Annotated in this window: 21 protein-coding genes; 11 read left to right on the top strand and 10 right to left on the bottom strand. The window is 72.7% G+C overall.

Going from position 1 to position 26,430, the window contains the following annotated elements; translation table 11 throughout:
* Positions 1–95, top strand: a 95-nt coding sequence (locus tag ABT041_RS37335) for an acyl-CoA dehydrogenase family protein (protein WP_132919430.1), incomplete at its 5' end; no start/stop codon positions are given.
* A 57-nt stretch (positions 96–152) separates the two neighbouring features.
* On the opposite strand, the gene ABT041_RS37340 is transcribed toward ABT041_RS37335, so the two are convergent.
* Positions 153–1,373: an LCP family protein gene (locus ABT041_RS37340; RefSeq protein WP_351193169.1), complete on the bottom strand. Its 1,221-nt coding sequence runs from the start codon at positions 1,371–1,373 to the stop codon at positions 153–155.
* A 169-nt stretch (positions 1,374–1,542) separates the two neighbouring features.
* Between ABT041_RS37340 and ABT041_RS37345 the strand changes: the two genes are divergently transcribed.
* Complete coding sequence (locus ABT041_RS37345) at positions 1,543–2,088, top strand: acyl-CoA thioesterase (protein WP_351193172.1); 546 nt, start codon at positions 1,543–1,545, stop codon at positions 2,086–2,088.
* Between the two features lie 15 nt (positions 2,089–2,103).
* Here the strand turns inward: ABT041_RS37345 and ABT041_RS37350 are convergent, their stop codons facing one another.
* Positions 2,104–3,567, bottom strand: a complete 1,464-nt coding sequence (locus ABT041_RS37350) for an LCP family protein (RefSeq protein WP_502976702.1) — start codon at positions 3,565–3,567, stop codon at positions 2,104–2,106.
* Positions 3,568–3,691: 124 nt separating this feature from the next.
* Here ABT041_RS37350 and ABT041_RS37355 point away from each other — a divergent pair, with 124 nt between their 5' ends.
* Entirely contained in the window at positions 3,692–4,720 is a 1,029-nt protein-coding gene (locus ABT041_RS37355; RefSeq protein WP_351193176.1) for a glycosyltransferase family 2 protein, read from the top strand.
* Between the two features lie 72 nt (positions 4,721–4,792).
* On the opposite strand, the gene ABT041_RS37360 is transcribed toward ABT041_RS37355, so the two are convergent.
* The 4 genes from ABT041_RS37360 to ABT041_RS37375 form a co-directional block, all read right to left on the bottom strand.
* Positions 4,793–6,544, bottom strand: coding sequence for an LCP family protein (locus ABT041_RS37360; protein ID WP_351193178.1), 1,752 nt, complete (start codon positions 6,542–6,544; stop codon positions 4,793–4,795).
* Between the two features lie 51 nt (positions 6,545–6,595).
* Positions 6,596–8,311 (bottom strand): LCP family protein, encoded by a 1,716-nt coding sequence (locus ABT041_RS37365; RefSeq protein ID WP_351193180.1) that lies wholly within the window; start codon positions 8,309–8,311, stop codon positions 6,596–6,598.
* Between the two features lie 230 nt (positions 8,312–8,541).
* Positions 8,542–9,699, bottom strand: coding sequence for an LCP family protein (locus ABT041_RS37370; RefSeq protein ID WP_351193183.1), 1,158 nt, complete (start codon positions 9,697–9,699; stop codon positions 8,542–8,544).
* A 270-nt stretch (positions 9,700–9,969) separates the two neighbouring features.
* The gene (locus ABT041_RS37375; protein ID WP_351193185.1) at positions 9,970–10,722 is read right to left on the bottom strand and encodes a TIGR03089 family protein; all 753 of its coding nucleotides are present in this window, start codon (positions 10,720–10,722) and stop codon (positions 9,970–9,972) included.
* Positions 10,723–10,859: 137 nt separating this feature from the next.
* On the opposite strand from ABT041_RS37375, the gene ABT041_RS37380 reads away from it, so the two are divergent.
* From ABT041_RS37380 to ABT041_RS37395, 4 genes are all read left to right on the top strand, one after another.
* Positions 10,860–12,320 carry a peptidoglycan recognition protein family protein gene (locus ABT041_RS37380; protein WP_351193187.1) on the top strand — a complete coding sequence of 487 codons (1,461 nt, stop codon included), beginning with the start codon at positions 10,860–10,862 and terminating at the stop codon, positions 12,318–12,320.
* A 116-nt stretch (positions 12,321–12,436) separates the two neighbouring features.
* On the top strand, positions 12,437–13,519 hold the full coding sequence (gene manB, locus ABT041_RS37385) for a mannose-1-phosphate guanylyltransferase (RefSeq protein ID WP_351193190.1): 1,083 nt from the start codon (positions 12,437–12,439) through the stop codon (positions 13,517–13,519).
* Positions 13,520–13,979: 460 nt separating this feature from the next.
* Positions 13,980–14,930 carry a DNA-3-methyladenine glycosylase family protein gene (locus ABT041_RS37390; RefSeq protein WP_351193193.1) on the top strand — a complete coding sequence of 317 codons (951 nt, stop codon included), beginning with the start codon at positions 13,980–13,982 and terminating at the stop codon, positions 14,928–14,930.
* Positions 14,931–14,946: 16 nt separating this feature from the next.
* Positions 14,947–15,663 carry a hypothetical protein gene (locus ABT041_RS37395; protein WP_351193195.1) on the top strand — a complete coding sequence of 239 codons (717 nt, stop codon included), beginning with the start codon at positions 14,947–14,949 and terminating at the stop codon, positions 15,661–15,663.
* Positions 15,664–15,672: 9 nt separating this feature from the next.
* On the opposite strand, the gene ABT041_RS37400 is transcribed toward ABT041_RS37395, so the two are convergent.
* The 3 genes from ABT041_RS37400 to ABT041_RS37410 all read right to left on the bottom strand — a co-directional run bounded on the left by ABT041_RS37400 (position 15,673) and on the right by ABT041_RS37410 (position 18,508).
* Positions 15,673–16,980 carry a coenzyme F420-0:L-glutamate ligase gene (locus tag ABT041_RS37400; RefSeq protein ID WP_351193197.1) on the bottom strand — a complete coding sequence of 436 codons (1,308 nt, stop codon included), beginning with the start codon at positions 16,978–16,980 and terminating at the stop codon, positions 15,673–15,675.
* Positions 16,977–17,933: a 2-phospho-L-lactate transferase gene (gene cofD, locus ABT041_RS37405; protein WP_351193201.1), complete on the bottom strand. Its 957-nt coding sequence runs from the start codon at positions 17,931–17,933 to the stop codon at positions 16,977–16,979. Before cofD ends, ABT041_RS37400 begins: the two co-directional genes overlap by 4 nt.
* A gap of 65 nt (positions 17,934–17,998) precedes the next feature.
* Positions 17,999–18,508, bottom strand: a complete 510-nt coding sequence (locus tag ABT041_RS37410) for a cysteine dioxygenase (protein ID WP_351193203.1) — start codon at positions 18,506–18,508, stop codon at positions 17,999–18,001.
* Between the two features lie 653 nt (positions 18,509–19,161).
* On the opposite strand from ABT041_RS37410, the gene ABT041_RS37415 reads away from it, so the two are divergent.
* From ABT041_RS37415 to ABT041_RS37425, 3 genes are all read left to right on the top strand, one after another.
* A complete protein-coding gene (locus ABT041_RS37415) occupies positions 19,162–19,425 on the top strand; it encodes a WhiB family transcriptional regulator (RefSeq protein WP_015033978.1) in 264 nt (87 codons plus the stop codon).
* Positions 19,426–19,745: 320 nt separating this feature from the next.
* The gene (locus ABT041_RS37420; RefSeq protein WP_351193206.1) at positions 19,746–23,489 is read left to right on the top strand and encodes a glycosyltransferase family 2 protein; all 3,744 of its coding nucleotides are present in this window, start codon (positions 19,746–19,748) and stop codon (positions 23,487–23,489) included.
* A complete protein-coding gene (locus ABT041_RS37425) occupies positions 23,486–25,012 on the top strand; it encodes a DUF5719 family protein (protein WP_351193208.1) in 1,527 nt (508 codons plus the stop codon). The genes ABT041_RS37420 and ABT041_RS37425 overlap by 4 nt, the downstream gene beginning before the upstream one ends.
* Positions 25,013–25,181: 169 nt before the next feature.
* On the opposite strand, the gene ABT041_RS37430 is transcribed toward ABT041_RS37425, so the two are convergent.
* The gene (locus tag ABT041_RS37430) at positions 25,182–25,637 is read right to left on the bottom strand and encodes a metallopeptidase family protein (RefSeq protein WP_351193231.1); all 456 of its coding nucleotides are present in this window, start codon (positions 25,635–25,637) and stop codon (positions 25,182–25,184) included.
* A 299-nt stretch (positions 25,638–25,936) separates the two neighbouring features.
* Here ABT041_RS37430 and ABT041_RS37435 point away from each other — a divergent pair, with 299 nt between their 5' ends.
* Positions 25,937–26,371, top strand: a complete 435-nt coding sequence (locus tag ABT041_RS37435) for a DUF3499 domain-containing protein (RefSeq protein ID WP_351193233.1) — start codon at positions 25,937–25,939, stop codon at positions 26,369–26,371.
* Positions 26,372–26,430 lie beyond the last annotated feature (59 nt).

The following is a 26,430-nucleotide window of genomic DNA, read 5'->3' on the forward strand; positions in this document are numbered from 1 at the left end:
CCGTCGAGCGCATGATGCGCGACGCCAAGATCACCCAGATCTACGAGGGCACCAACCAGGTCCAGCGCATCGTCATGGCCCGCAACCTCCCGTAAGGCAGCACGAAGAAGGGGCGCTCTCCGCAGAGGAGGAGCGCCCCTTTCCCGCATCCGTCAGCGGTCGGACTCGACCGTGACCGGCTCGTCGTTCTTGATCTGCTCGACGAGCTGCTTCACCTTCGGCATGTCCCACTTCAGGGAGTTCTGCGGCGCGGTGCCGGCGAGCGGCATGTTCATGGACTTGCCGTCGCCGCCGCTGATGCCCTTCATCGCGAAGAACATCTTCCCGAGGTCGTACAGGGACATGTCCTTGTCCACGATCAGCGTGTCCAGACCGGCGCCGAGCGTCGGGTACAGCGCGAACGGGTTGAGGATCGTGCCCGGCGTCGCCGCCTGGTTCGCGAGGGCGGAGAGGAACTTCTGCTGGTTCTTCGTCCGCTGGAGGTCCGACTGGGCGAAGGCGTACCGGGTGCGGACGAAGGCCAGGGCCTGCTCGCCGTTGAGGGTCTGCTTGCCCGCCTGGAAGTCGGCGCCGGACTTCTTGTCCTTGAAGCCCTTCTCGATGTTCAGCTCGACGCCGCCGAGCGCGTCCACGATGTTCGCGAAGCCGGCGAAGCCGATCTCGGCGTAGTGGTCGATGTGCAGGCCGGTGTTGTACTCGACGGTCCGCACGAGCAGCTCGGGGCCGTCCATCGCGTAGGCGGCGTTCAGCTTGGAGCCGCCGCGGGCCGGGTACGACTTGCCCGACTCGGAGCCGACGAAGTTCGGGATCGTCACCCAGGAGTCACGGGGCAGCGACACCATCGTGTTCCCGCTGGAGCAGGCCGCGAGGATCATCATCGAGTCGGTCCGCTTGCCCTCGGCGGAACCGGTGTGGAGCTTCTTCTTCTCCTCGGCGGACATGCCCTCACGGCTGTCGGAGCCGACGATCAGATAGGTCGTGCAGTCGCCCTCCTCCGGCCGCTCGATGACCTTGGAGAGATCGACCTCGTTGCGCATCTGCGAGCTGGCCCAGGCGTAGGTGCCGATGCCCCAGGCGAGGACGCCGACCACGAGCACGATCGAGCCGACCTTGATCCGCTTGCGCCAGTCCGGCGCGGGACGGCCGGGACCGGACGGCGCGTACTGCGGAGGGACGCCGCCCCGGCCGCCACCGCCGTGGTTCTGGGAGCCGCCGTACACCTGGCCGGAGCTGTAACCGGAGTCGTACCCCTGGTTCCGCGCCTGGGTGAAGTCCGGGTCGTACCCCTGGCCACCACCCTGGGGGCCCTGGCCGTAGCCCTGCTGGGAACGCGGCGGCTGCTGCGGAACCTGCGGGCGCTGCACATGGCTCATCCGGCGGGGTCCCTGGGGCTCATCAGGCCAGTCATTCATGTGGACCAGTGTGCCGGGAGGCCCATTACGGGCGACAGTCCGGGTAGAAGATCGGACCGCTGCTGTTGCCAAGCTGATGCAAAGCGGACCGAACGGCGACCGCGTCAGGACCCGGCATATGGTGGAGGGCATGACAGATCAGGGCGATACCCCGGGCGACATCCCGGGCAAGCCGACCTCCGCCTCCCGCACCACCCTCAGCCACATCATGACGAGCCACGACACCAACCTCCTGGGGACGGTGCACGGCGGCGTGATCATGAAGCTGGTCGACGACGCGGCGGGCGCCGTCGCGGGCCGGCACTCGGGCGGCCCTGCGGTCACGGCCTCGATGGACGAGATGGCCTTCCTGGAGCCGGTCCGCGTCGGCGACCTCCTCCACGTCAAGGCCCAGGTGAACTGGACGGGCCGCTCCTCCATGGAGGTCGGCGTACGGGTCATGGCCGAGCGCTGGAACGAGTCCACGCCCGCCACCCAGGTCGGCTCCGCCTACCTCGTCTTCGCGGCCGTCGACGCGGAGGGCAAGCCCCGCCGGGTCCCCCAGGTCATCCCGGAGACGGAACAGGACAAGCGCCGCAACCAGGAAGCCCAGATCCGCCGCACCCACCGCCTGGCCCGCCGCCAGGCCATCAAGGACCTCCGCGAACGCCGAGCAGCAGAGGGCTACGAGGACTGACGCCCCCGACCGGGGTCACGGGCACACCACCTGGTCCCCGGTGACGGCGTCGAACGGCCGCCCGCCTTCCTCCGCCCGCACCGCCCGAACCCCCTTGTAGTCCCCGCCCACAGTGACCCGCAGGGTCCCACCCCGCCCGGCCACCGCCCGCAACTCCGCCCCCGGCAACGCCGCCGCGAGCGACGTGGCCGACCGGTCCCACCGGGGGTCGTACTCGACGACCGTCCGAGCCCGCTCCTTCCCGGCCCCCGTCATCGGCGTACGCGTCGTGTCGAACCCCGTCGCCCGCAGCGCGTCGTCCACCTTCCGCCCGAGCCCGTCGGTCCGGGTCCCGTTGTAGACCTGGACGCGGATGGTCCGCGGCGGCACGTCCACGACGACCGCCCCGGGCGCCTTCCCGGAGGTCTCCGACGGGGCCGCCTGGGCCAGCGGCCGGTCGTCCCGCAGCGACTGGAACAGCTTCTGCGCCTTCGCCGCGTCCCACTTCACCGTCGAGCCGATGCCCTTCACGGGGAAGCTCATGTCGCCGATGGGCACGGACACGAACTCCGACGAGGCCGGGGTGAAGCCGTGCATCGCCTTGGCGAGGGCGAGCAGCTGATCCGTACCGAAGTCCTCGTCGGCCCGTACGGACCCCAGCATCGTCGTCGCGACCTCACGGAACCGCACCGGGTTGAGCAGCACCCCGCCGTTCGTCATCCGCTCGATGAGCGCCGCGAGGAACCGCTGCTGGCGCTGCATGCGGCCGATGTCGGCGGCCCCGTCGATGTGCCGGGAGCGCACGTACTGCAGGGCCTGCCCGCCGTCGAGCTCATGGGTGCCGGGGGAGAGGTCGAGCCCGGTGTACGAGTCCTTCAGGGGGCGCTTCGTGCAGATCTGCACCCCGCCGACCGCGTCCACGGTCCGCATGAAGCTGGTGAAGTCGACCTCCAGGTAGTGGTCGATCTTGACGCCCGTCATGGACTCGACGGTCCGCACGGTCAGCCCCGGCCCGCCCTCGGCGTAGGCGGCGTTCAGCTTCACCGGGTGGGCCCGGTGCTTCCGGCCGCTGTTCATGTCGGTGTGCTCGGGCATCTCCGCGTACGAGTCCCGGGGCAGGCTGACGACGCTCGCCCGCTCCCGGTCCTCGGAGATGTGCACGAGCATGACGGTGTCGGTGCAGTGACAGGGCGCACCGCCGAGCCGGTACTTCGCCTTCTCCTCGGGAGTGATCCGGTCGCGCCCGTCGGTCCCGACGACCAGCACGTTCATGCCGTGGCCCGCCTGGGGCCGGTTCTTCATGTCCTTGAAGGGGTCGACGCGGGTGATCCCGGTGTCGAGCCCGGTGACGACGGCGTGCCCGATCCCGCCGGCCGTGAGAACCGCCACGGAGAGCGCCGTCGCCATCCGCATCCCCCACCGTGGGCGCCTCCGCCGCCGACGGACCGGTACGCGACGGGCGGCGGGCCGGGGACGGGGCGTGCGGGGCGGTGTGGGCACGGACGGACACCTCCGCGGTGGGACAGGGGAACCGTGAGCACGGTAGGCCCATACGATCAGCGCAAGGGCGCACCACCCGCTCGGCGCGCACCGCTGTCCCCCGTTCGCGGTAACGTGGCGGCCGATGAACGCCACGCCCCCCGTCTCCGTGATCATGCCGGTCCTCGACGAGGAGCGGTATCTGCGCACCTCGGTCCGCCACATCCTGGAGCAGGAGTACGACGGGGAGATGGAGGTGGTGATCGCCCTCGGCCCGTCCACGGACCGTACGGACGAGATCGCCGCCGAGCTCGTCCGCGAGACCGCCTCGGGCAGGCGCCGCGTCATCACGGTGCCGAACCCGACCGGCCGGACGCCCGCCGCGCTCAACGCGGCGATCCAGGCCTCCCACCACCCGGTCGTGGTGCGCGTCGACGGCCACGGCATGCTCTCCCCGGACTACATCGCCACCGCGGTGCGGCTCCTGGAGGAGACCGGCGCGCAGAACGTCGGCGGTGTGATGCACGCCGAGGGCGAGAACGCCTGGGAGGACGCGGTCGCGGCCGCGATGACCTCGAAGATCGGCGTGGGCAACGCCGCCTTCCACACGGGCGGCGGGGCCGGCCCGGCGGAGACGGTCTACCTGGGCGTGTTCCGGCGCGAGGCGCTGGAGCGGCAGGGCGGGTACAACGTGGAGTTCGTCCGCGCCCAGGACTGGGAGCTGAACTTCCGCATCCGCGAGGCGGGCGGTCTGATCTGGTTCTCGCCGGAGCTCCGCGTCCAGTACCGCCCGCGGCCCTCGCTGAAGGCGCTCGCCAGGCAGTACAAGGACTACGGCCGCTGGCGGCACGTGGTGGCCCGCTACCACCGGGGCTCGATCAACCTGCGCTACCTGGCGCCGCCGGCCGCCGTCTGCGCGATCGCCGCGGGCCTGGTCGTGGGCGCCGCCCTCACCCCGCTCGGCCTCGTGATCCCGGCGGGCTACCTGGCCGCGATCACGGCGGGCTCGGTCCCGGCCGGCAAGGGCCTGTCGCTGAAGGCCCGCCTCCAGATCCCGGTGGCCCTCGCGACCATGCACATGTCCTGGGGCTACGGCTTCCTCACCAGCCCCCGCTCCCTCGCGAGGAAGGTCATCGCGAGCCGCCGGCCGGCGGTGCCCGCGGAGCGCGTCTGACCGAACCGTACGCACGACGGCCGGACCCCTTTCCGGGGCCCGGCCGTCGGCACGTTCAGCGGGCGCGCGAACTCAGTAGGTGGTCGGGCTCTTCCCGTCCCACTTGTAGGGCGAGAAGACCTGCATGCAGCCCTTCTCGTCGCCGCGGACGACGTCCGCGCCGTCCGGGATGTCACCGGCCTCGGAGGACGGCTTCTTGTAGACCGTTCCCTCGCGCCAGTCGGCGCCGACGACGAGCGTGAGGCCCTGGGCCTTCGCGTCGGCGCGGACGGCCGAGTCGGGCAGCCCGAGGGCCTTGGCCACGGACTGGGCGTTCGCCTTGCCCTGGTCGCCGTCCGCCTTGGGGTAGGTGACCACGGTGTCCTTGCGGCTCGCGGCGTCCTTGGAGGACTCGGCCTGCGTGAAGCCCTTGCCCTGGAGGAGCTCGGTGATCGTGCGGGCGCGGCCCTCGGCGGCGGGCTCGGTGTCGCTGCCGGTGCCGTTGAGGACCGTCACGCCGAGCGAACCGGGCGCCTCGGCGGTGGCCTTCGGCTTGTCGGAGGGCTTCGGCTTGGGCTTCGCGTCGGCCGGGTCGCCGTTCTTGTCGAAGGCGACGTCGTCGCGGAGCATCGCGAACATCTTCTCGGCGGAGTCCTTGACCAGGACGTTCTTGTTCTCGTCCTTCGACCACTGGGCGGTCGGGATGTTCGCCGTGGTGAGGCGGTCCAGCTTCACGTTCTTGAGCTGCATCGCCAGATCGAAGAGGCCCTTGACCGACTTGATCTCGTCGGAGACCTGCAGTGCGCTGGTGGCGGTCTCCGCCAGACCCGTGAGGCGGCCGGTGTCGGTCCAGGCGTTCTGCTTCTGGAGCTTCTCGACCATGCCGTTCATGTACATGTGCTGGGCCTTGGCGCGGTTCTGGTCGCTGCCGAACGCGTGCCGGGTACGCAGCCACTGGAGCGCCTGCTTGCCCTGGACCTCGGTGGTCCCGGGCTTCAGCTTCAGGCCGGAACCGCCGGGCTGCAGCCTCGTCGGGTGGTCGTAGACCCCGGGGTTCACGCAGACCGGGACACCGCCGACCTCGTCGGCCATCGCCACCACGCCGGCGAAGTCGACCATGATCCAGTGGTCGATGTAGACGCCGGTGAGCGTCTCCCAGGTGGTGAGGGTGCAGCCGGGTCCGCCGCGCATCAGCGTCTCGTTGATCGGCTTCTCGTCGGTGGCCGCGTAGGTCTTGCTGCCGTCCTCGCTCTTGCACTCGGGGATGTGCAGGATCGTGTCGCGCGGGATGGAGACCACCGAGGCGTTCTTCCGGTCCGCCGAGACGTGGAGCAGCATCTGCACATCGGCGAGCGGCGGGTTCTTGCGGAGGTCCTTTCCGCCGCCCAGGGCGACGTTCTTCGCGTCCGCGCGGCTGTCGGAGCCGATGAGGAGGATGTTCAGCGGGGTGTCGCCCAGCGCGTTCGGCGCGGCCTTCTTCACGCCGCTGTCGCCGCCCGCCCGCGCCCCGCCGCGGATGTTGCCGTTCAGGTGCTGGTAGTACAGGTATCCGGCGCCGGCCGTGCCGAGTATCAGCAGCGACAGCGTGATCGCCGTCCAGCGCAGCACCTTGCGTTTGCCGGTCTTCTTGGCCCGCCGGCGCGCGGCGGCGCGCCCGCCCGCGCCACTGCCGCCGCCTCGGCGGCGCTCGGCGCGGGTCGGTGTGGAGGAGGCCTCCTCCTCGGACCCGGCGCCCCCCGCGCCGGTCGCTTCGCCCGCGCCGTACAGATCGTCGTCCCAGCCCAGTTCACGGGCGCGCGGAACGCTCTTCCGCGTTCCCTCCCCACGCACGCTGCTCTGTCCCACCCCAGGTCCCCTCGTCAGGTCAGGAGTCCGTCAAGTCCCGGTGTTTCCGGGTCACTTGGCGCACACCTGCTTGTCAGCTGCTACCTTCTCCAGATCCTTCGGCGCCTTTGCCGGTCCGGTGATGGGCACCCCCGCGCCCTTGAAGTCGGCGCCGAGGACGAGCGTCATGGGCTCGCGTTCCCCGGCGTCCTGCGTGCCCGGCTTGAGAGCCGTGGCCGGCAGACCCATCATGTCCGCGAGCTTGCGGGCCTGATCGGCCTGGTTCGGTGCATAGGTGAGCGTGGTCTTCGCCGCCTTCTCGGGGGCGTTGCTCTTGTTGGTGGAGCGGTTCACGCCCTGGTCGTTCTGCAGCCAGTTGATCGTCGACTGGGCCGCGCCCTGGATGCCGCTGCCGTTGTAGACGTCGACGCGCACCTCGGCGGCGGTGGACCGCGTGCCCTTGAGGAGCGCGGCCTGCGCGTTCTTGGCGTCCTGCTGCTTCTTCTTCACCTCGGTGAGCGAGGTGTCGGACTGGAGCATCGCGAACAGCTGCGGCGCCTTGACCGGGTCGGGGACGACCGTCGCCCTGATCCTCTCGGCGGGGTTGTCGATGACCGGGAGGGTCGTGAACGCGATGTTCTTGGTGTCGATCGAGGACAGCTCGCGGGCCAGGGCCTGGAGCTTGGTCAGGTCGCCTATGCCGGAGTCGACGGTGAGGGCGCTCGTCGCCGCGTTGGCGAGGTCGAGGAGCTTGCCCGGGTCCGTCAGCGTGTCGTCCGACTTCATCTGGCGGATCATCGAACTCAGGAACTGCTGCTGGACCTTGATGCGGTCCAGGTCGCTCTCGTTGCCGAAGCTGTGCCGGGTGCGGACGAAGGCGAGGGCCTGCTCGCCCTGGATGACCGACTCGCCGGCGGGCAGCTTCAGATGCGACTTCGGGTCGTTGACGGCCTTCTCGACGCAGACCTTCACGCCGCCGACCGCGGTCGTCATCTCCTTGACGGCGTTGAAGTCGGCCATCATGAAGTGGTCGACCGTCACGCCGGTCAGCTCCTCGACCGTACGCATGACACAGCCGGGGTCGCGGCCGCTCTGCCCGAGGCTCACGTTGAAGCGGACGTCGGACTCGCCGGGGATCGTCTTGATGGTCCCGTCGGTCTGGCGCGTCTGGCAGTCGGGGATCTCCGTCTTCATGTCGCGCGGGATGGACAGCGCCGTGGCGTTCGTCCGGTCCTTCGAGACGTGGAAGAGGATCGTGGTGTCGGCGTGGCCGGGGCTGTTCTTGTCGCCGTAGCCCGCGTTGCCCTCGCCGGTCCGCTTGTCGGTGCCGATGACGAGGATGTTGAAGGCCTTGCCCTTGGCGAAGCCGGCGTTGGTGTTCTTGCCGACGACGTCGACGACGTCGAGGTTGTTGTTGAGCTTGTTGTAGAGGGCGTACGCACCGGCGGCGCCGCCCACGAGCACGAACGCCATCGTGCCGCCGGTCCACAGCAGGATCTTCTTCTTGCGGCTGGCGCCCTGCTTGCGCTTGCGGCGGCCCTGCGCCGGGATCTGGCCGCCGGCGGGCTCCTCGGGGGCCCTGCGGCGGCGCTGGCCGGGGACGGGCGCCTCGGCGGGCGCCTGTGCGGGTGCGGCGGTGGCGGATCTCCGGGGGCGGGACGGGGCCTGCGGCCGCGACTGCCCAGCGGAGCGGTCCAGTCGCAGTTCGTAGTTGCCCGTCTGCGGGTTCAGGACCCACTGGTCGGCGGGGTCGATCTCGTCCGCCCGTCCACGGCTGTGCGCGTCCACGGTTACTCGAGTCCTCCGTCGGTGCCACGCGAGGCGCCTCCCCCACAGGGCGCCGCTCTCTCGGTCGTTCGATCCTTGCTGAGTGCGACCACGCGGTCGGGTGCACCGGATCGCGTCACACTATCCGCCCAGTTCAGCGTGGGGCGACGTCCGTGACAAATTCCACGCCCCTTACAACCGGGCAATTTGCCCAAACCTCATCGCTCCCCGCGCTCCCCTTGGCCCGCGCTTTACTCACACACCCCTTCCGCCGCGTTCCGCCCCGTGAAGGTCGGCGTCGCGGAGGGCGGCGACCCCGGGTCGTCGGGCTTCCCGTCGTTCTCCTTCTCGGGCGTCACCAGGACCGGCCTGTCCTCCCGCAGCTGCTTGAAGAGGTCGCTCGCCGCGGGCTGTACGAGTTCGTCCCGGTTCGCGTCGTATCGGTAGGACCGGCGCGGCACGGTGAGGAACTGCACCTTCTCGGTCGGGATGGACCGCATGTTCCGCGCGAGGTCGTACAGGTCCCGCAGCGAGTCGAGCCCCGGGTCCGTGGTGACCGCCTTCGTGGCCGCGTCCAGGACCGGATAGAGCTTCGTCGGGTTGAGCAGCACCCCGTCGCTCTGCACCTTGTTGACGAGGGCGCCGAGGAACTGCTGCTGGCGGTCCATCCGTTCCGTGTCGCTGCCGTTGCCGATCGACTTGCGGGCGCGTACGAAACCGAGGGCCTGCTCCCCGTTGAGCGTCTGGCGGCCCGCGGGCAGCTTGAGCTTCGCGTCCCGGTCGTTCACCGGCTCCTTGAGGCAGACCTCCACGCCGTCCACGGCGTCCACCATCTTCTTGAAGCCCCGGAAGTCGATCACCATGTGGTGGTCGACCCGGATCCCGGTCAGCTTCTCGACGGTACGGATCGTGCACGCCGTCCCGCCGAACTCGAAGGCCCAGTTGAACTGCGCGAACTGCTCCCGCGTGCGGGTCCCGTCCGGTTTGCGGCAGCTCGGGATCGTCACCATCAGGTCCCGGGGGAGCGAGACGGCCGTCGCGCTCGACTTCCCCGCCGCGAGGTGCAGCAGGATCGTCGTGTCGGAGCGCTGGGTGCCCTGGTCCCTGCCGTACTTGCGGTTGCCCTCGCCGGCCCGCGTGTCCGAGCCGATGAGCAGGATGTTCCGGGCGGCCGAGGTGCCCGCCGGCGGGCGCTCCTTCTCGTACTTCTCCAGCTCGGCGGCGGCGGTGGTGTCCGTGGTGATGTTGTCGTCGAGCTTCCGGTAGAACCACCAGCCGACCCCGGCGGCGGCCAGCACGACGACCGCGCAACCCAGGGCCGTCCAGCGCAGCCAGTGGCGCCGGCGCGGCTCCTCGCCCCCCGTGGCCGGGGGGTCCGGGTCGGCGGGCGTGCCAGCACGGTCCGTCACGTCAGCGTCCGTCCTTCGAGGCGTCGGCGGCGCGCCGGGCGTCCACCGGTCACCGAAGGAGACGGCCGAACCCGACGCATGGTTGTGCGGAAGGAGTCGACTCCCCCCGGGCCGATCATGTACCGCCGAGGGCACGGGGACCCGGGGACTCGGCGCGGTACTAGGCCGAACGGTGCACTAACCGGGGTGGGGGCGGGACGGTGGGGCGCTCGGCCGGTGTGGAGGGGCCGGTGCCGGCGTGGGGGTGGACCTGTGTGCTCGTCGCGCGGCTCAGAGCGCCGTGTGCGTGACGCGCTCGCTCTCGATGCGCTTCTCCAGACCCTCCGCGCTCAGCTGGTCCAGGTTCCGGCACAGCACCACCGAGCCGCCCGCGGCCAGGGGTGCGTACAGGCCCGACGAGAGGCCCTCCCAGGTCCCGTAGCCGAGGCCCGAGAGCAGGCGGGAGCCGGGGGCGAGGCCGAGGGTCGCCGCGTCGGCGCGGGCCTGCTCGACGAGCTCGGCGCCGCTGCGTTCCGTACCGTCGACGACGAGCGCCGGAGCCTCCGGATCGACCGGTACGAACGGGGCGAACCGGTCGCCCTGGCTCGGCACCTCCACCGCGTAGTCCGCGTATCCGGCGGGCGCGGCCGGGAAGCGCCGGCCCAGCGGGGCGAGGGAGAGCGCGATCCGCTCCCCGGAACAGGCGAGACCCGCCTCCAGGGCGTCAGGACCCGCGACCACCACGTCCGCGGCCGCCGGGTCCCCGCCGATCTCCGCGGTCACGCCGACGGACGAGCAGGCCAGCAGCCAGACGGCGCTCTGCCAGTGCGCGGGCAGCAGCAGCGCGAGCCGGTCGCCGGGTCCGGCGGACAGCTCGCCCTGGAGCAGATTCGCCGTCTTGGCCACCCAATTGGCGAAGGTGGCGACGGACAATTCCACGCGCTCACCGGTGGCGTCGTCGTAGAAGGTGACCAAGGGGCGGGCGGGGTCCGCGGCGAGCGCGGATCGCAGCAGGTCGGCGGGGGTGCGGTCGCTGGCGTTCACGCCCGACAGCGTACGCGGGCGGGCGCGCGCGGGTCCGCCGTACCGGTGACGGCGTCCTCCGGTCGGACCGACGGCCCGTCAGTTTCCGGGCCCTTTCCCGGCGCGCGGAACGGCCCGGCGATCCGCACGATCGGCCCATGCGTGCCTCACTCGCCTCCTCGATCGCCGTCACCTGCGCGGCGGTGCTCGCCCTGCCGGTCTCCCTCACCGCGCCGGCGGCGGCCTCGGCGCCACCGGCGGCCGCCTCCGCACTGCCACCCGCGCCCGAACTCCCGGGCACCACCCAGTCGCTGCCGCTCGAACCGCTCGGCGCCGCCACGCGGTCCCTGGTCGGCGCGGCGACAGGCTCGGGCGAGCAGGGGCTCACCCGACGCGACGTCAGGCCCTTCTCACTCGTCGGCGTCGTCTGGGACGACCCGACGGCCCCGCTGCACGGCACCGTCCAGGTCCGCACCCGCGCCACCGGCGGCGACGCCTGGTCGGAGTGGCAGGACGTGGAGACCCACAACGACGAGCACGGCGCCGACCCCGACACCGCCGAGGGCTCCGCCAAGGTGCTCCGCGGCTCCACGGCCCCGCTGTGGGTGGGCGACTCCGACGGCGTCGAGATCCGCGTACGGGGGGAGGAACCGCTCCCGGCGGGCCTCCGGCTCGAACTGGTGGACCCGGGCGAGGCCCCGGCCCAGGACGCGCCGGCCGAGCCCGAGGCCCCGGCGCCCCACAGTCGCAGCGCCAGGATTCCGGCCGCCCTGGCCGGCCTGAGCGCGGCGGAGGCGGCGGCGAGCGGGGTGAACGCCCAGCTGGCCCCGTACGGGGCGGCCTGGATCCCGGCCCTCTCGAAGGAGGAGACGGAACTCACGGCGAGGAGCATGCCGCAGCAGGAAGCGGCGGAGGTGGCGGAAGGAGCCCGGCCGGCCCAGCCGCCTCACACTGCCCAGTCCGCCGCGGCCGCCGCACAGGCCGCTCCGGCCGCGCTCGCGGCCAAGCCGTACATCGGCCCCCGTCCCAAGATCATCACCCGGAAGGGCTGGGGCGCGGACGAGAGCATCCGCGAGAAGGGCTTCGTCTACACGAAGACCATCAAGGCGGCCTTCGTCCACCACAGCGCCACCGGCAACAACTACACCTGCAAGCAGGCCCCGTCCGTCCTGCGCAGCATCTACCGCTACCACGTGAAGAGCAGCGGCTGGCGGGACTTCGGCTACAACTTCGCCGTCGACAAGTGCGGAAACATCTACGAAGGCCGGGCCGGCGGCGTCGCCAAGCCGGTCATGGGCGCGCACACCCTCGGCTTCAACACCAACAGCATGGGCATCGCGGTCCTCGGCACCTTCAGCAAGAGCAACCCGCCTGCCGCGGTCGTGACGGCCGTCGCGCGGCTGACGGCCTGGAAGCTCGGGTTGCACGGGGTGAACCCGAAGGGCACGTCGTACCTGATCTCAGGCGGCGGAAACCTGTACAAGAAGGGCAAGAAGGTACGGTTCAACGCCATCGCCGGACATCGCGACGGATTCGCCACGGAATGTCCGGGCGGACGTCTGTACGGCAAGCTCGGCACGGCCCGTGCGACCTCGGCGAAGTACCAGGGAAGGCCCTGATGGGGTCTCGGATGCGGTCAGGGAGGCAACCATCTGCATAAACTGACCGGTCATATCGCACGGACGACCGAGACGGGCGAGCTGACCGGCCCCGAACAGGAAGCAGAGACGACAAGGTGACAGAAGCGATCCTCCTGGTCGGTGGCAAGGGCACACGGCTGCGACCCCTCACGGTCAACACGCCCAAACCCATGGTCCCGGCGGCCGGCGTCCCCTTCCTGACGCATCAGCTGGCCCGGGCCCGCGCCGCGGGCGTCGAGCACATCGTGCTCGCCACCTCGTATCTGGCCGAGGTCTTCGAGCCGCACTTCGGTGACGGCTCGTCCCTCGGTCTGAGCCTGGAGTACGTCACCGAGGAGGAGCCCCTCGGCACCGGCGGCGCGATACGCAACGTCGCCTCGCGGCTGCACTCGGGCCCCGACGAGCCGGTCCTCATCTTCAACGGGGACATCCTCACGGGCCTGGACATCCAGGCCCTCGTGGAGACCCACTCCTCCTCCGGGGCGGACGTCTCGCTGCACCTGACGCGGGTCGAGGACCCGCGCGCGTTCGGCCTGGTGCCGACGGACGAGACGGGCCGCGTCACGGCGTTCCTGGAGAAGCCGCAGACGCCGGAGGAGATCGTCACGGACCAGATCAACGCGGGCGCGTACGTCTTCAAGCGCTCGGTGATCGACTCGATCCCCACGGGCCGCCCGGTCTCGGTGGAGCGGGAGACCTTCCCGGAACTCCTCTCCGGCGGGGCGCACCTCCAGGGCATGGTGGATTCCACCTACTGGCTGGACCTGGGCACCCCGCAGGCCTTCGTACGGGGCTCCGCGGACCTGGTCATGGGCCGCGCGCCCTCCCCGGCCGTCCCGGGCCGCTGCGGGGACCGCCTGGTCCTGCCGACGGCGCGGGTCGCCCCGGACGCGAAGCTGACCGGCGGCACGGTGGTGGGCGCGGACGCGGTGGTGGGCGAGGGCGCGCGGGTGACGGGCTCGACGCTCCTCGCGGGCGCGATCGTCGAACCGGGCGCGGTGATCACGGACTCCCTGATCGGCGCGGGGGCGCGGATCGGCGCGCGGACCGTGGTGAGCGGGGCGGTGATCGGGGACGGGGCGCAGGTGGGCCCGGACAACGAGCTCCGGGACGGCGTCAGAATCTGGTGCAACACCACCCTCCCCCCACGCGCGGTCCGCTTCTCCTCAGACCAGTAACCACCGCCCCCGCCGTTGTGGGCCTGCGTTCCGCCGGGGCGGTGCCCACCCGTTGTGGGCAGGCGTTCCGCGGGGCGGTGCCCACCCGCGACGGAACGGCGCCCCACCCGTTGTGGGCAGGCGTTCCGCAGGGGCGGAACGGGTGGGCACAACGGACGGCGCCCTTGCCGGCGCCAGAGGCTTACGCGCCTGAACCCGCACCCCGTGCACCGAGCGAGTGGTGCGGGTCACGGCACGGAACGCGGAGGCGCCGCTAAGGGCGCCGTCCCGTGTGCCCACCCGTCCCGCCCTGCGGGACGATTGCCCACACGGGGACGGACCGGGACACCGCCCGCCCGGGCGCGGGCCCACACGGGCAGCGGGGCACCGCCCGGGCGCCGGCCCACGCGGGGGCCGGCCGAGGCGCCGCCCAGCCCGGCGCGGGCCCGGGCAGGAGGCGCACCCGGCTACGCTCATACGCATGGCCGGCCGCTTCGAACCCCACCCCACCCGCACCACCATCCGCGGCGGCCACATCCCCCTCCCCTTCCCCGTCACAGAAGACGCCCCCCTGGACCTCGGCCTCACCCTCGGCCCCCTCCGCCGCGGCCCCGCCGACCCCACCTTCCGGGCGACCCCCGACGGTTCGATCTGGCGGGCCAGCCGCACCCCGGACGGCCCCGGGACCCTCCGCATCGACGCGGGGAAGGCCGAGGCCTGGGGCCCGGGCGCGGGCTGGCTCCTGGAGAGCCTCCCGGGACTCCTGGGCGCCGAGGACGACCCCACCGCCTTCGTCCCCCGCCACAAGCTGGTCCTGGCGACCCACCGCCGCCGCCCGGGCCTGCGCCTGACCCGTACCGGACTGGTCCTGGAGTCCCTGATCCCGTCGATCCTGGAGCAGAAGGTCACGACCCACGAGGCGTACGGGTCGTGGAGGGTGCTCGTGCGGAAGTTCGGCGAGCCGGCCCCGGGCCCGGCCCCGGACGGCCTGTACGTGATGCCGGACGCGCGCGCGTGGACCCGGATCCCGTCCTGGGAGTGGCACCGCGCGAACGTCGACGGCAAGCGCTCGGCCACGATCGTCCGCGCGGCGAGGGTCGCGGCCCGCCTGGAGGAGGCGGCGCTGATGGACGGCCCGGCGGCCCGGAAGCGCCTGGAGCTGGTCCCGGGCATCGGCCCGTGGACGAGCGCCGAGACGATCCAGCGCAGCAACGGCGCTCCGGACGAGGTCACCACCGGCGACCTGCACCTGCCCGGCATCGTCGGCTGGGCGCTCGCGGGCGACCGTACGGCGGACGACGAGGCGATGCTGGAGCTTCTGGCGCCGTACGCGGGCCAGCGCCACCGCGCGGCCCGCCTGATCCTGCTCAGCGGCCGCGTACCGCCCCGCAGGGCACCCCGTATGACACCCGGGAACATCACGGCCCTCTGAGGAACCGAGCAGAAGCGTGGCCAAGCAACGCGTCACCGTCTGTCTGCCGCCCTGCGCGCCCGACGACCTGCGTCCCGCGCTCGGGGCGGCCATGGCCCCCTTCGAGTACGACGCGCAGATCGGCAGGAGCGACGAGGAGTGGCAGGGGGAGTGGGACTACTGGTACGTCTCCTCGGGCGGCCTGGAGTTCACCGTGCGGCGAGGCCACGAGGACGATCCGCTGATCGTCCGGGACGGCCAGGAGCCCGAGGACCCGCCGCGTCCCTCCTGGCTGTGCGACGGTGGCCCGAAGGGCCTGCTCGACCTGGAGACGGGGCGCGTGCGGGCCGCGGAGGAGGCCGCCCGGCAGTGGCGGGCGTGGCGCGCCTTCGCCGCCCTGCACCCGCCGAGCCTGCCCTACACGCACTTCCGGCAGAGGGCGCACGACGAGCCCGGGGCCTACACCCTCGCGCGGGCCACGGAGGACTTCGAGAGCCAGCCGGCGATCCTCGCGCTCCGGGACGACCCGGCTCTGGGGGAGCGGTTCGGGTGGGACCCGGAGGGGTGGTTCGGGGCGGACCGTGGCTTCTTCGTCGAGCGGGCGGTCCAGGACGTCCTGCCGACGGCCGCGCTCCTCACCCTCGACGGCCGCTGGCTGGAGGGCGGCTCGCACGGGCACAACGTGCGCTTCAACGCGTACGTGGACGGCCTCCCGGACGAGACGATCCTCGTCCGGGTGCTGTACCACTCCTGACCGAAGGCCCTACCTGACCTCGATGAACGCCGAGGCGAGCCGCGCGGGCCGGTCCTTCGGCGGGGCGGCCGGATGTCCGATCGCCACGGCGCCCATCGGGTCCCACTCCTCCGGCAGCCCGAGGACGTCCCGTACGACGTCCCGGCAGAACATCGTCGAGGACACCCAGGCCGAGCCGAGCCGCTCGCCGGCGAGGGCCACGAGGAAGTTCTGCACGCCCGCGCCCGCCGCGACCACGAACATCTCGCGCTCGGCGGCGTCCCGGCGCGGGTCGCCGTAGTGGTGGGAGCCGTCCATGACGAGGCAGGGCACGGCCAGACAGGGCGCGTCGCGCAGGACGTCCCCGCGCCGGACCCGCTTCGCGACGGACTCCTCGGACTTGCCGTCGCGCCGCAGGTCGGCGATCCACGCGTCCCGCATCGCGTCGAGCAGCCGCGTCCGGGACTCCGCCGACTCCAGGAGCACGAACCGCCACGGCGTGGTGTGGTGCGGCGCGGGGGCCGTCACGGCGGCGGCGACCGCGCGCCGGACCGCGCCCGGATCGACCGGCTCGTCGGTGAACTCCCGTACGGTCCGCCGCAGCGTCACCGCCTCGCGCACGGCCTCCGAGGTCCCGAGCCGGAACATGTCGTCGGCGGCGCCCCGTACGAGCGCCCGCGCGCCCTCCTCGGCGTCGCCGCCCACCACATGGGGCAGTCCGCGGACGACGGCGACGGGAAGCCCGGCCGCCTTGCCCTTCACCAGGTCTCCGGCGGCGGCGAGTTCGTCGGCGGTGGCGACCACGGTCGCGCTCAGCGGGTTGCCGTGCGCGTCGGTCCCGCCACGCAGGTCGTCGAGGACCCGCACGCCGGCCGCCCCGATCGCCACGTCGGTGAGCCCGCTGCGCCACGGCCGCCCGAAGGTGTCCGTGACGACGACGCCCACGTCGACGCCGAGCGCCTCGCGCAGCCCCGAACGGATGCGCCGCGCCGAGGCGTCGGGGTCCTCGGGCAGCAACAGCACGGTCCCGGAAGGGGTGTTGGAGGCGTCGACCCCGGCGGCGGCCATGACGAGCCCCTGCCGGTTCTCGACGATACGGAGCGTGCCGCGGCGCGCCACCACCCGTACCGTCTCGGCGTCGATGGCCTCCTCGCGGTCGTCGGCCGCGATCACCCGCCCCTCGGCCTTGCTGACGATCTTGGAGGTGACGAGCAGGACGTCCCCGTCGGCGAGCTCCGGCGACACGGAGGCGATCAGCTTGGCGAGATCGTCCCCGGCGGCCACCTCGGGCAGCCCGGCGAGCGCCCAGACCCGGTACGAGGGGGCGGCGCCGCTCACCCCCGTACCTCCTCGGCCAGCGCCAGCGCCTCGCGCGCCATCGCGGCCGTCGCGTCCACGTCCGTCATCATCAGCGGCACCGCACGGCACGCGATGCCCGCCGCCTCGACCTCCGCGACCGCGCCCGCGTCCACGGTGTCCACGAGCCAGCCGCCGACGAGTTCGGCACCGTAGTGCAGGGCCACCGCCGCCGCCGTGGACTCCACGCCCACCGCCGCGAGGACCTTGTCGGCCATCCCGCGCACGGGGGCGTCGCCGACGATGGGGGAGAGGCCCACGACGGGCGCCCCGGCCGCGACGACCGCCTCGCGGATTCCGGGCACGGACAGGATCGTCCCGACGCTCACCACGGGGTTCGACGGCGGGAAGAGGATGACGTCCGCCCCGGCGATGGCCTCCAGGACGCCGGGCGCGGGCTTCGCGGCCTCCGCGCCGACCGCCACGACGGCCTTCGCGTCGACGGAGGCGCGCAGCTTCACCCAGTACTCCTGGAAGTGCACCGCGCGCTGCTCGCCGTCGACCTCGATCGCCACATGCGTCTCGACGCGGTCGTCGGACATGGGGAGGAGGCGCACGCCGGGCTGCCAGCGGGCGCACAGCGCCTCGGTGACGGCGCTCAGCGGGTAGCCCGCGCCGAGCATCTGCGTACGGACGATGTGGGTGGCGAAGTCCCGGTCGCCGAGGCCGAACCACTCGGGCCCGACCCAGTACGCCGCGAGCTCCTCCTTGACGGTGAAGGACTCGTCCGTGCGTCCCCAGCCCTGCTCCTCGTTGATGCCACCGCCGAGGGTGTACATCACCGTGTCCAGGTCGGGGCAGACCTTCAGCCCGAAGAGATGGATGTCGTCACCGGTGTTGCCGATGACCGTGATCTCCGCGTCCGGCGCGGCCTGCTTGAGGCCGCGAAGGAAACGGGCACCACCGATGCCGCCGGCCAGAACCACAATGCGCATGCGGACAGTCTGTCAGCCGAAGGCTGATCGTATGAGGGGTGGTGGTCGGGAGACGGGCGGGCGTGTCAGGCGACGATCAGTCCGGGGGCCGCCGGGGCGCACTGCGCCTGGAGCGACTCGTGCATCGGCATCTCGGTGAGGCCGGGGAAGTAGACGTGCAGGCTGACGGCCGGTTCGAGGGAGTCGTTGACGACCTCGTGGACGTACCCCGGGGCGAAGACCCGCTGCGCACCGCCGTCGAGCGTCCGTACGCCCCGCTCCGTACGCTCCGTCAGCTCGCCCTCCAGGACGGTCAGCACGCCGGAGGAGACGCCGTGGTCGTGGAGACCGCTGCCCTGTCCGGGCACCCAGGAGAGCAGCCACACCTCGTAGCCCGGGCCGGTGCGCAGGCGGTGGTACCAGCGGGTGGTGGCGTCGTACTCGACGTACGGCGCCCACTGGGAACGGTCCTCGGCGATGGAGCGCGCGAGGCCGGCGAACTCGGCCACGGTGACGGGGTGGGCGCGCTCGGGCTGGAGCAGGTGCGGGACTTCGAGGATGTCGCCGGCGATCTGAAGGTCGCTGTCCATGTTCATGGGATGGGGAGGTTCCTCAGCAGAAACAGAAGCGGTGGGGGGTCACGGAAGAGAGGTGACACGGGTGACGCAGGGTGACGCTGGGAGAAGAAGCTGGAGCTCTACGGCATCAACAGCTGGGACAGCAACAGCAACAGCGCGCCTGGACAGCGCGGCGGAACCCACGGCTGTGGGTCGCGGAGGGCGCTGTGGTCGCTGGCATGCCATCAAAGGTGGCCGGAGGGGTACCCGACTGTCAACTCAATGCCCGATTTGGGGGTAATGTTTCACCTCATCCGGTTACAGTCCCCGGAGAAAGGTTTGTTCAGGCGCGGACCAGGAGAGATGGCGCTTCGACCGCGCCCGTAAACATGGGCGGGCGTGATCGGACTGTGATCCGGATCGCTTCCATGGCTGGATCGCAACAAGATCCAAGTTTCGGACGTCCTCTCCTGTGAAGGCGGCTCGGCGCGGTCACGCCAGCGGCATGTGTCACGTTTTTTGGTGATTTGAACACTTTCCGCATAGGCTTGGTTCCGCAGAGTGAATACGGGGCCCAATAGCAGATCTCGGCTTGACTCGCACAGAGCACGAACTTCTAATTTCACTCGTGTCGTTCGGCCGGGTTCGCCCGGCACCACCACGGGGACGCACAGAACAGACGAGGGGCGCACATGACCGAGTTGTTCCAGGAACTGCTGGTCGAGGACGCGGACGAGGAACTCGGCTGGCAGGAGCGCGCGCTGTGCGCCCAGACCGATCCCGAGTCCTTCTTCCCCGAGAAGGGCGGCTCGACCCGCGAGGCCAAGAAGGTCTGCCTCGCCTGCGAGGTCCGCTCCGAGTGCCTCGAATACGCCCTGCAGAACGACGAGCGGTTCGGCATCTGGGGCGGTCTCTCCGAGCGCGAGCGACGCCGCCTGAAGAAGGCCGCGGTCTGAACCGGCGAGCGGCCGGAAACCGCCCCCGGCGAAGACCCCCAACGGTCCGTCTCCCCAGACACAGGAGACGGACCGTTCTCGTACCCCCACGTCGTCGGCACACGTTCCGCAGGGGCGAGAGGGTCCCCCTGCACGGGCGGAGCCCGGAGCTCCGGGAAGGGTGGGCACAACGGCCCCAGGACGGCGCCCGACCGCCCGCACCTCCACCCCCGGAACCAGCACCGGCCCGCCCCCGCACCCGCAGCCGTTAGTGTGGGCCTCCGTCCGAGACGCTCCCCACGCCCCCCGCGGGCGACCCCGGCCGGAGGGCCCGTAGCTCGATGTCCTCAACTCCTGAGTTTCCGCGACACGTCGTCACCGCCGTGCTCGTCACCCACGACGGCGCCCGCTGGCTGCCCGACGCACTCGCCGGGCTGCTCGCCCAGGAGCGCCCCGTGCAGGCCGTGGTGGCGGCCGACACCGGCAGCGCCGACGACTCGGCGCAGCTCGTCGCCGACGCCATCGGCGCCGACCGCGTCCTGCACCTCGCGCGCCGCACCGGCTTCGGCGCCGCCGTCGAGGAGGCCGCCCGCACCGCGCCCCTGCTCGGACCCGAGGACCTGCCCTATCTGAAGCGCCCCAGCGGCTGGGACCCCGTCAGCCGCACCTGGAACGACGAGGCGTACGACCTCCCCGAACTCCCGCACGGCGAACCGGTCCAGTGGCTCTGGCTCCTCCACGACGACTGCGCCCCCGAGCCCGGCGCCCTCGCCGAACTCCTGCGCGTCGCCGAGACCGACGGCGAAGCCGCCGTCATCGGCCCCAAGCTGCGCGGCTGGTACGACAGGAAGCAGCTCCTCGAAGCCGGCGTCAGCATCGCCCGCAGCGGCCGCCGCTGGACCGGACTCGACCGCCGCGAGCAGGACCAGGGCCAGCACGACCAGGTCCGCTCCGTCCTCTCGGTCTCCACCGCCGGCATGCTCGTCCGCCGCGACGTCTTCGAAGGCCTCGGCGGCTTCGACCGCCGGCTGCCCCTGATGCGCGACGACGTCGACCTGTGCTGGCGCGCGCACTCCGCCGGCTTCCACGTCCTCGTCGCCCCCGACGCCGTCCTGCGCCACGCCGAGGCCTCCGCCCGCGAGCGCCGCACCGTCGACTGCGCCGGCCGCACCGCCGCCAACCCGCACCGCGTCGACAAGGCCGGCGCCGTCCACACCCTCCTGGCCAACAGCCGCGGCCTTGCCCTCCCGTACGTCCTCGTACGACTCGTCCTCAGCACCCTGCTCCGCACCCTCGCCTACCTCGTCGGCAAGGCCCCGGGCCAGGCGGTCGACGAGGTCATGGGCCTCCTCGCGACCCTGCTGCGGCCCGAGAAGATCCTCGCCGCCCGCAAGCGCCGCAGGAACCCGGCCGTCCCCGACAGCGACTTCCGCTCCCTCTTCCCGCCGCCCGGCGCCACCGTCCGCGCCACGGCCGAGCAGCTCGCCTCCCACTTCGGCGGCGCCGAGGCCGACACCGGCGGCTCCCGCCACGGCGTCGTCGAGTCCGGCCCCGGCGGCGACGACGCCGACTACCTGGAGATCGAGCAGTTCGCCCGGCTCAAGAAGATCGCCCGCAAGCCGGGACCGGTCCTCTTCGCCCTGCTGCTCCTGGTCTCCCTGGTCGCCTGCCGCAACCTCTTCGCCGGCGGCTCGCTGGCCGGCGGCGCCCTGCTGCCCGCCCCCGACACCGTCTCCGGCCTCTGGTCGCGGTACGCCGACGCCTGGCACGCCATCGGCACCGGCGGCACCCAGACCGCCCCGCCCTACCTCGCCGTCCTGGCCGCGCTCTCCGCGCTGTTCCTCGGCTCCACCTCCACCGCGCTGACCCTGCTGCTCGTCTGCTCGGTCCCGCTCGCCGGCTTCACCGCGTACTTCGCCGCCCGCAGCCTCGTCGAGTCCCGGCTCCTGCGCGCCTGGGGCTCCATCGCGTACGCCTTCCTGCCCGCCGCCACCGGCGCCCTCGCCGCCGGCCGGCTCGGCACCGCCGTCCTCGCGATCCTGCTCCCGCTGATCGCCCGCGCCGCCGTCGCCGCCCACGGCTTCGACCGGGCCGACCGCGGCAGCTGGCGCGCCACCTGGGCGTACGCCTTCCTGCTGACCTTCGCGATGGCGTTCACCCCGGTCGTCTGGCCGCTCGCCGTCCTCCTCGGCCTCGGCGTCCTCGCCGTCCGCCGCTCCGACCTCACCGCGTACGGGCTCCGCTTCCTCGCCGCCGTCGGCACCCCGGTGCTCGTCCTCGCCCCCTGGTCGCTCAGCCTCCTCACCGACCCCGGCGCCTTCCTGCGCGAGGCCGGTCTCGACATCCGTACGGGCACGGCGACCGCGCTCGACCTGCTCGGCACCAGCCCCGGCGGCCCCGGCACCACCGGCGGCCTGCTCCTGATCGGCCTCGTCCTCGCCGGGCTCGCCGGACTCCTGCGCGAGGAGCGGCAGCTCGCCGCCCGTACGGCGTGGGCCGCCGCCCTCGCCGCACTCCTCTTCGCCGTCCTCACCAACGGCGCGGGCGGCACCGGCTGGGCCGGACCCGCCACCCTCGTCTACGGCGCCGCCCTCATCGCCGCCGGCATGATCGGCGCCGAGGGCGGCCGCACCCGCGTCGCCGCCCACGGCTTCGGCTGGCGCCAGCCCGTCGCCGCCCTCATCGCCCTCGCCTGCGCCCTCGGCCCCGCCGTCGCCGCCGCCGGCTGGATGATCGGCGGCGCCGACGGCCCGCTGACCCGCCGCGACCCGGTCCAGGTCCCGGCCTTCGTCGCCGAGGAGAGCGGCACCCGCGACCAGCCCCGCACCCTCGTCCTCGGTGCCGGCGCGCCCGGCGAGGTCGCCTACACCCTGGTCCGCGGCTCCGGCGCCCGCCTCGGCGACGCCGAACTCACCGCGACCGCCGAGGCCGACCCGCGTCTCGACGCGGTCGTCGCCCACCTCGTCGCCGGCTCAGGCGCCGACCAGACCCAGGAACTCAGCGGCTACGCGATCCGGTACGTGCTCGTACGGGACGGGGCGCCGCGCCAGATGAGCCGCGTCCTCGACTCGACGCCCGGCCTCAGCCGCCTCAGCCAGCTCGACGGCAGCGCGCTCTGGCGCGTCGACCGCGAGATCGCCCGCCTCATGATCGTCCCGCCCGCGGCCAAGGGCACGGCGGAGGACAACGCCAAGGAGAAGACCGCCAAGCCGGTCGCCGTCGCCGCCGGCCCCGTCGAGGCCCACACCCAGGTCCCCGCCGGCCCCGCGGGCCGCGTCCTGCGCCTCGCCGACCGCGCCGACGAGGGCTGGACCGCCACCCTCGACGGCAAGGAGCTGACCCGGACCACCGTCGACGGCTGGGCCCAGGGCTTCGAGCTCCCCACCGGAGGCGGCCGCCTCGACCTCACGTACGACGAGCCGCTCAGCCACACCGCGTGGATCTGGGCCCAGGCCGGCCTCGCCGTCGTCCTGCTCGTCCTCGCCCTGCCCGGGCGGCGCCGCGAGATCGACGACGACCTGCCCGAGGAGGAGCTCGCGATCCCCGCCCAGGCGACCGAGGGCGACGGCCGCCGCGCCCGCCGCCTGCGCGCCGCCGCGGAAGCCGAAGCGGCCACCGAGACCGCACCCGGCATCCCCGGCACTCCCGAAGCACCCGACACCTTCGACGCCTTCGGAACGGCGCAGGGCTCGCCCGCGCCGATCCCGGAGCAGCAGTCCTACGAGCCCCAGGGGCAGGACCAGGAAGGCGCCGCCGGCTACGACCCGGCCTACGCGCAGCCGGGCACGCAGGCGTACGCCGACCAGGGCTACTACCAGGACTACGCGGCCGACCCGTACCAGCAGCAGCCGTACGCGTACCCCCAGCAGAGCTACGACCAGCAGGGCTACGACCAGCAGGGGTACGAGCAGCAGGGGTACGACCAGCAGGGTTACGGACAGCAGGGGTACGAACAGCCCCAGCAGCAGTACGACCCGCAGCAGTACGGGCAGCAGCAGTACGACCAGTACGGCGGCGGCTACGGCTACGAATACCCCCAGGGCCACGAGACCGAGCAGCGTCCCGACGGGAGCAGCAACCAGTGAAGCGCACGACCCTCTCCCTGATCGCGGCCGCCACGGCCCTCGCCGCCGTCACCGGCTTCGCGGCCCTCACCGCCCCCGACGGCACCACCGTCGCCGAGGCGAAGGCCACCACCCGGCTGCCCGTGGAGCGCGCCGGCCTCGTCTGCCCGGTGCCCAGCACCTCCGAGGTCGCCGAGACGCGCTACACCTCGTACACCCCCACGGGTACGGGCTCCGCCACCGCGGGCTCCGGCAAGGCCGAGCCGCCCACGGCGCTGCTGCGGCCCGCCGCGAGCGGCCCCGTGGCGGGCGGCACCGGCAAGACCGGCAAGAAGCCCAAGGCCCCGAAGGTCCCGGCCACCGTCACCGCGCCCGGCAAGCCCGTCACCGCCCAGGCGGACGGCGGCTCCGTGCCCGCGCTCACCGGCGCCGCGACCGGCACCCTGGCCCCCGGCTGGACCGTCCAGCAGACCACCGTCGTCCCCGCGGGCGGCGCGCGCGGTCTGCTCGGCCTCGGCTGCGGCGCCCCCGACACCGACTTCTGGTTCCCGGCGGCCTCCACCGACAAGGACCGCCAGGACTACGTCCACCTCACCAACCCGGACGACACGGCCGCCGTCGCCGACATCGAGCTGTACGGCCCCGAGGGGGCCCTCAAGTCCCAGTTCACCGAGGGCATCCCGGTCCCCGCCCGTTCCACCGTCCCGGTGCTCCTGTCCACCCTCACGAGCGAGGCGGGCCGGAAGGACGTCACCGTCCACGTCACCACCCGCAGCGGACGCGTCGGCGCCGCCGTGGCCGCGGCCGACGACAAGCTCGGCAGCGACTGGATCGCCCCGGCCGCCGACCCGGCGGGCAGCGCCGTGCTCCCCGGCATCCCGGCCGACGCCACCTCGGTGCGGCTGGTCGCCTTCGCGCCCGGCGACGACGACGCCGACCTCAAGGTCCAGCTGGTCACCCCCAGCGGCACGATCGTCCCGGCGGGCGCGGACTCCCTCCACGTGAAGTCCGGGATGACGGCCGCCGTCGACCTGCCGAACCTCACCCGCGGCGCGGTGGGCTCCCTGCTGCTGACCCCGAGCGACCCGAAGAAGCCGACGCCGGTGGTGGCGGCCCTCCAGGTCGTGCGCGGCAAGGGCGAGAACACCGAGATCGCGTTCATCCCGGCGACCGCGGCCGTCTCCGCGCGGGCGACGGTCGCCGACAACCGCGCGAAGGCCTCGACGCTCGCCCTGACGGCCCCCGGCGCTGAAGCCCGGGTCAAGGTCACGGCCTCGGCCGGTTCCGAGGGGGGTGCGCCGGTGTCGAGGACCGTCACGGTCAAGGCGGGCACGACGACGGTCCTGACCGACCTCGTCCCGGAGGGCCTCAAGGGCTCCTACGCGCTGACGGTCGAACCGCTCTCGGGCGGCAAGATCCACGCGGCCCGCACCCTCGCCCTCCCGCAGGACGGCATCCCGATGTTCACGGTCCAGCCCTTCACGGACGACCGGGGCACGGTGGAGGTCCCGTCGGCCCACCAGGACCTGGGGGTACTGGGCTGAGCGGGGGGCTTCGCCCACGCCCCGTGTGGGCAATCGTCCCTCCCCCAGGCTTCGTCCGGGGGGACCCCCAGGGCGGGACGGGTGGGCACACGGGACGGCGCCCCGTGCCGGGCCCGGGCTTTCGCGCCTGGACCCGCACCACGACGGCGCCGTACCCGCGGGCGCGGGCTCAGTCCTGCCCGTACCGAGGATCGACGGACTCGGGCGAGAGCCCGAGCAGCTCCGCCACCTGCTCCACCACGACCTCGTGGACCAGCAGCGCCCGCTCGTCCCGGCTCTTGGAACGGATCTCGACCGGCCGCCGATAGACGACCACCCGCGCGGGTTCGTTCTTCTCGGCCGGCGTCGAGCCCCCCAGCGGCACCGTCTCGCCCGGCACGGGCGGCGGCACCTCCATCACCAGGAAGTCGACGTCCGCCAGCTGCGGCCAGCGCCGCTCGAGGCGCTCGACGGAGTCGAGGACGAGATCGCGGAAGGTGTCGGCCCGGCTCGCGGAGAGCGGCACCTGCGGCGGCGCGACAGGTCCCCGCATCCCGCGGCCGTGCCGGTCGCGGCGGCGGACCCGGGGCTCGGCCGGGGGCTGCGCGGGACGGTGCGAGGGGCTCGGCGGCACAGGACTGTCCATCACTGACGCAGCGTAACCCTCATCCGTCCCAGCGCACCGTGGCGCATCCTCGCCACCTTTCCGGCGTCCTCGCCCCGCCCGCCCCCCGACTTGTCGAAACCTGAACATTCCGGCCAACCGCACGCCCGATTCGACAGTCCGTCACGATCGGCCATCTGGCCCTGGTTGACCGGATTTGTATCCCAAGGTGTCCGGATAGCCCCCTGCCCCCACCTCCGTGCACCCCCTCCCGCGCAGGTCAGAGCCATCACCACTCGAAGGGGGGTGGCGGAGGTCACACCGCGACACGGTGGAGTGACCTGAGGGAGAGTCGTCGCGGCCCGCTCAAGAGTGCGGTACCGTCCAACGTCGTGAGCCCTGTACGTCGCTGTTCGCGCACCGCGTGCGGCCGCCCTGCCGTCGCGACACTGACGTACGTCTATGCCGACTCGACTGCGGTCCTCGGCCCGCTCGCCACCTACGCCGAGCCCCACTGCTACGACCTGTGCGCCGAGCACAGCGAGCGCCTCACCGCCCCGCGCGGCTGGGAGGTGGTGCGGCTCTCCGACGGATCCGCCCCCACCCGCCCCAGCGGCGACGACCTCGAAGCGCTGGCCAACGCGGTACGGGAGGCGGCCCGCCCCCAGGAGCGCGCGGCCGAGGCCGGCGGCAAGGGCGGCGGAGGCCGCGGCGGCGACCCCATGGAGGTCGGTCGCCGCGGGCACCTCAGGGTGCTCCGTTCGCCCGACAACTGACGCAACCGGCCACCGTCCGCGTATCCCCGACTGCGCTCCGGGTAGTTTTGGCGTTCCGT

This window comes from Streptomyces sp. NPDC002825 (genome assembly GCF_040295385.1).
GTDB lineage: Bacteria > Actinomycetota > Actinomycetes > Streptomycetales > Streptomycetaceae > Streptomyces.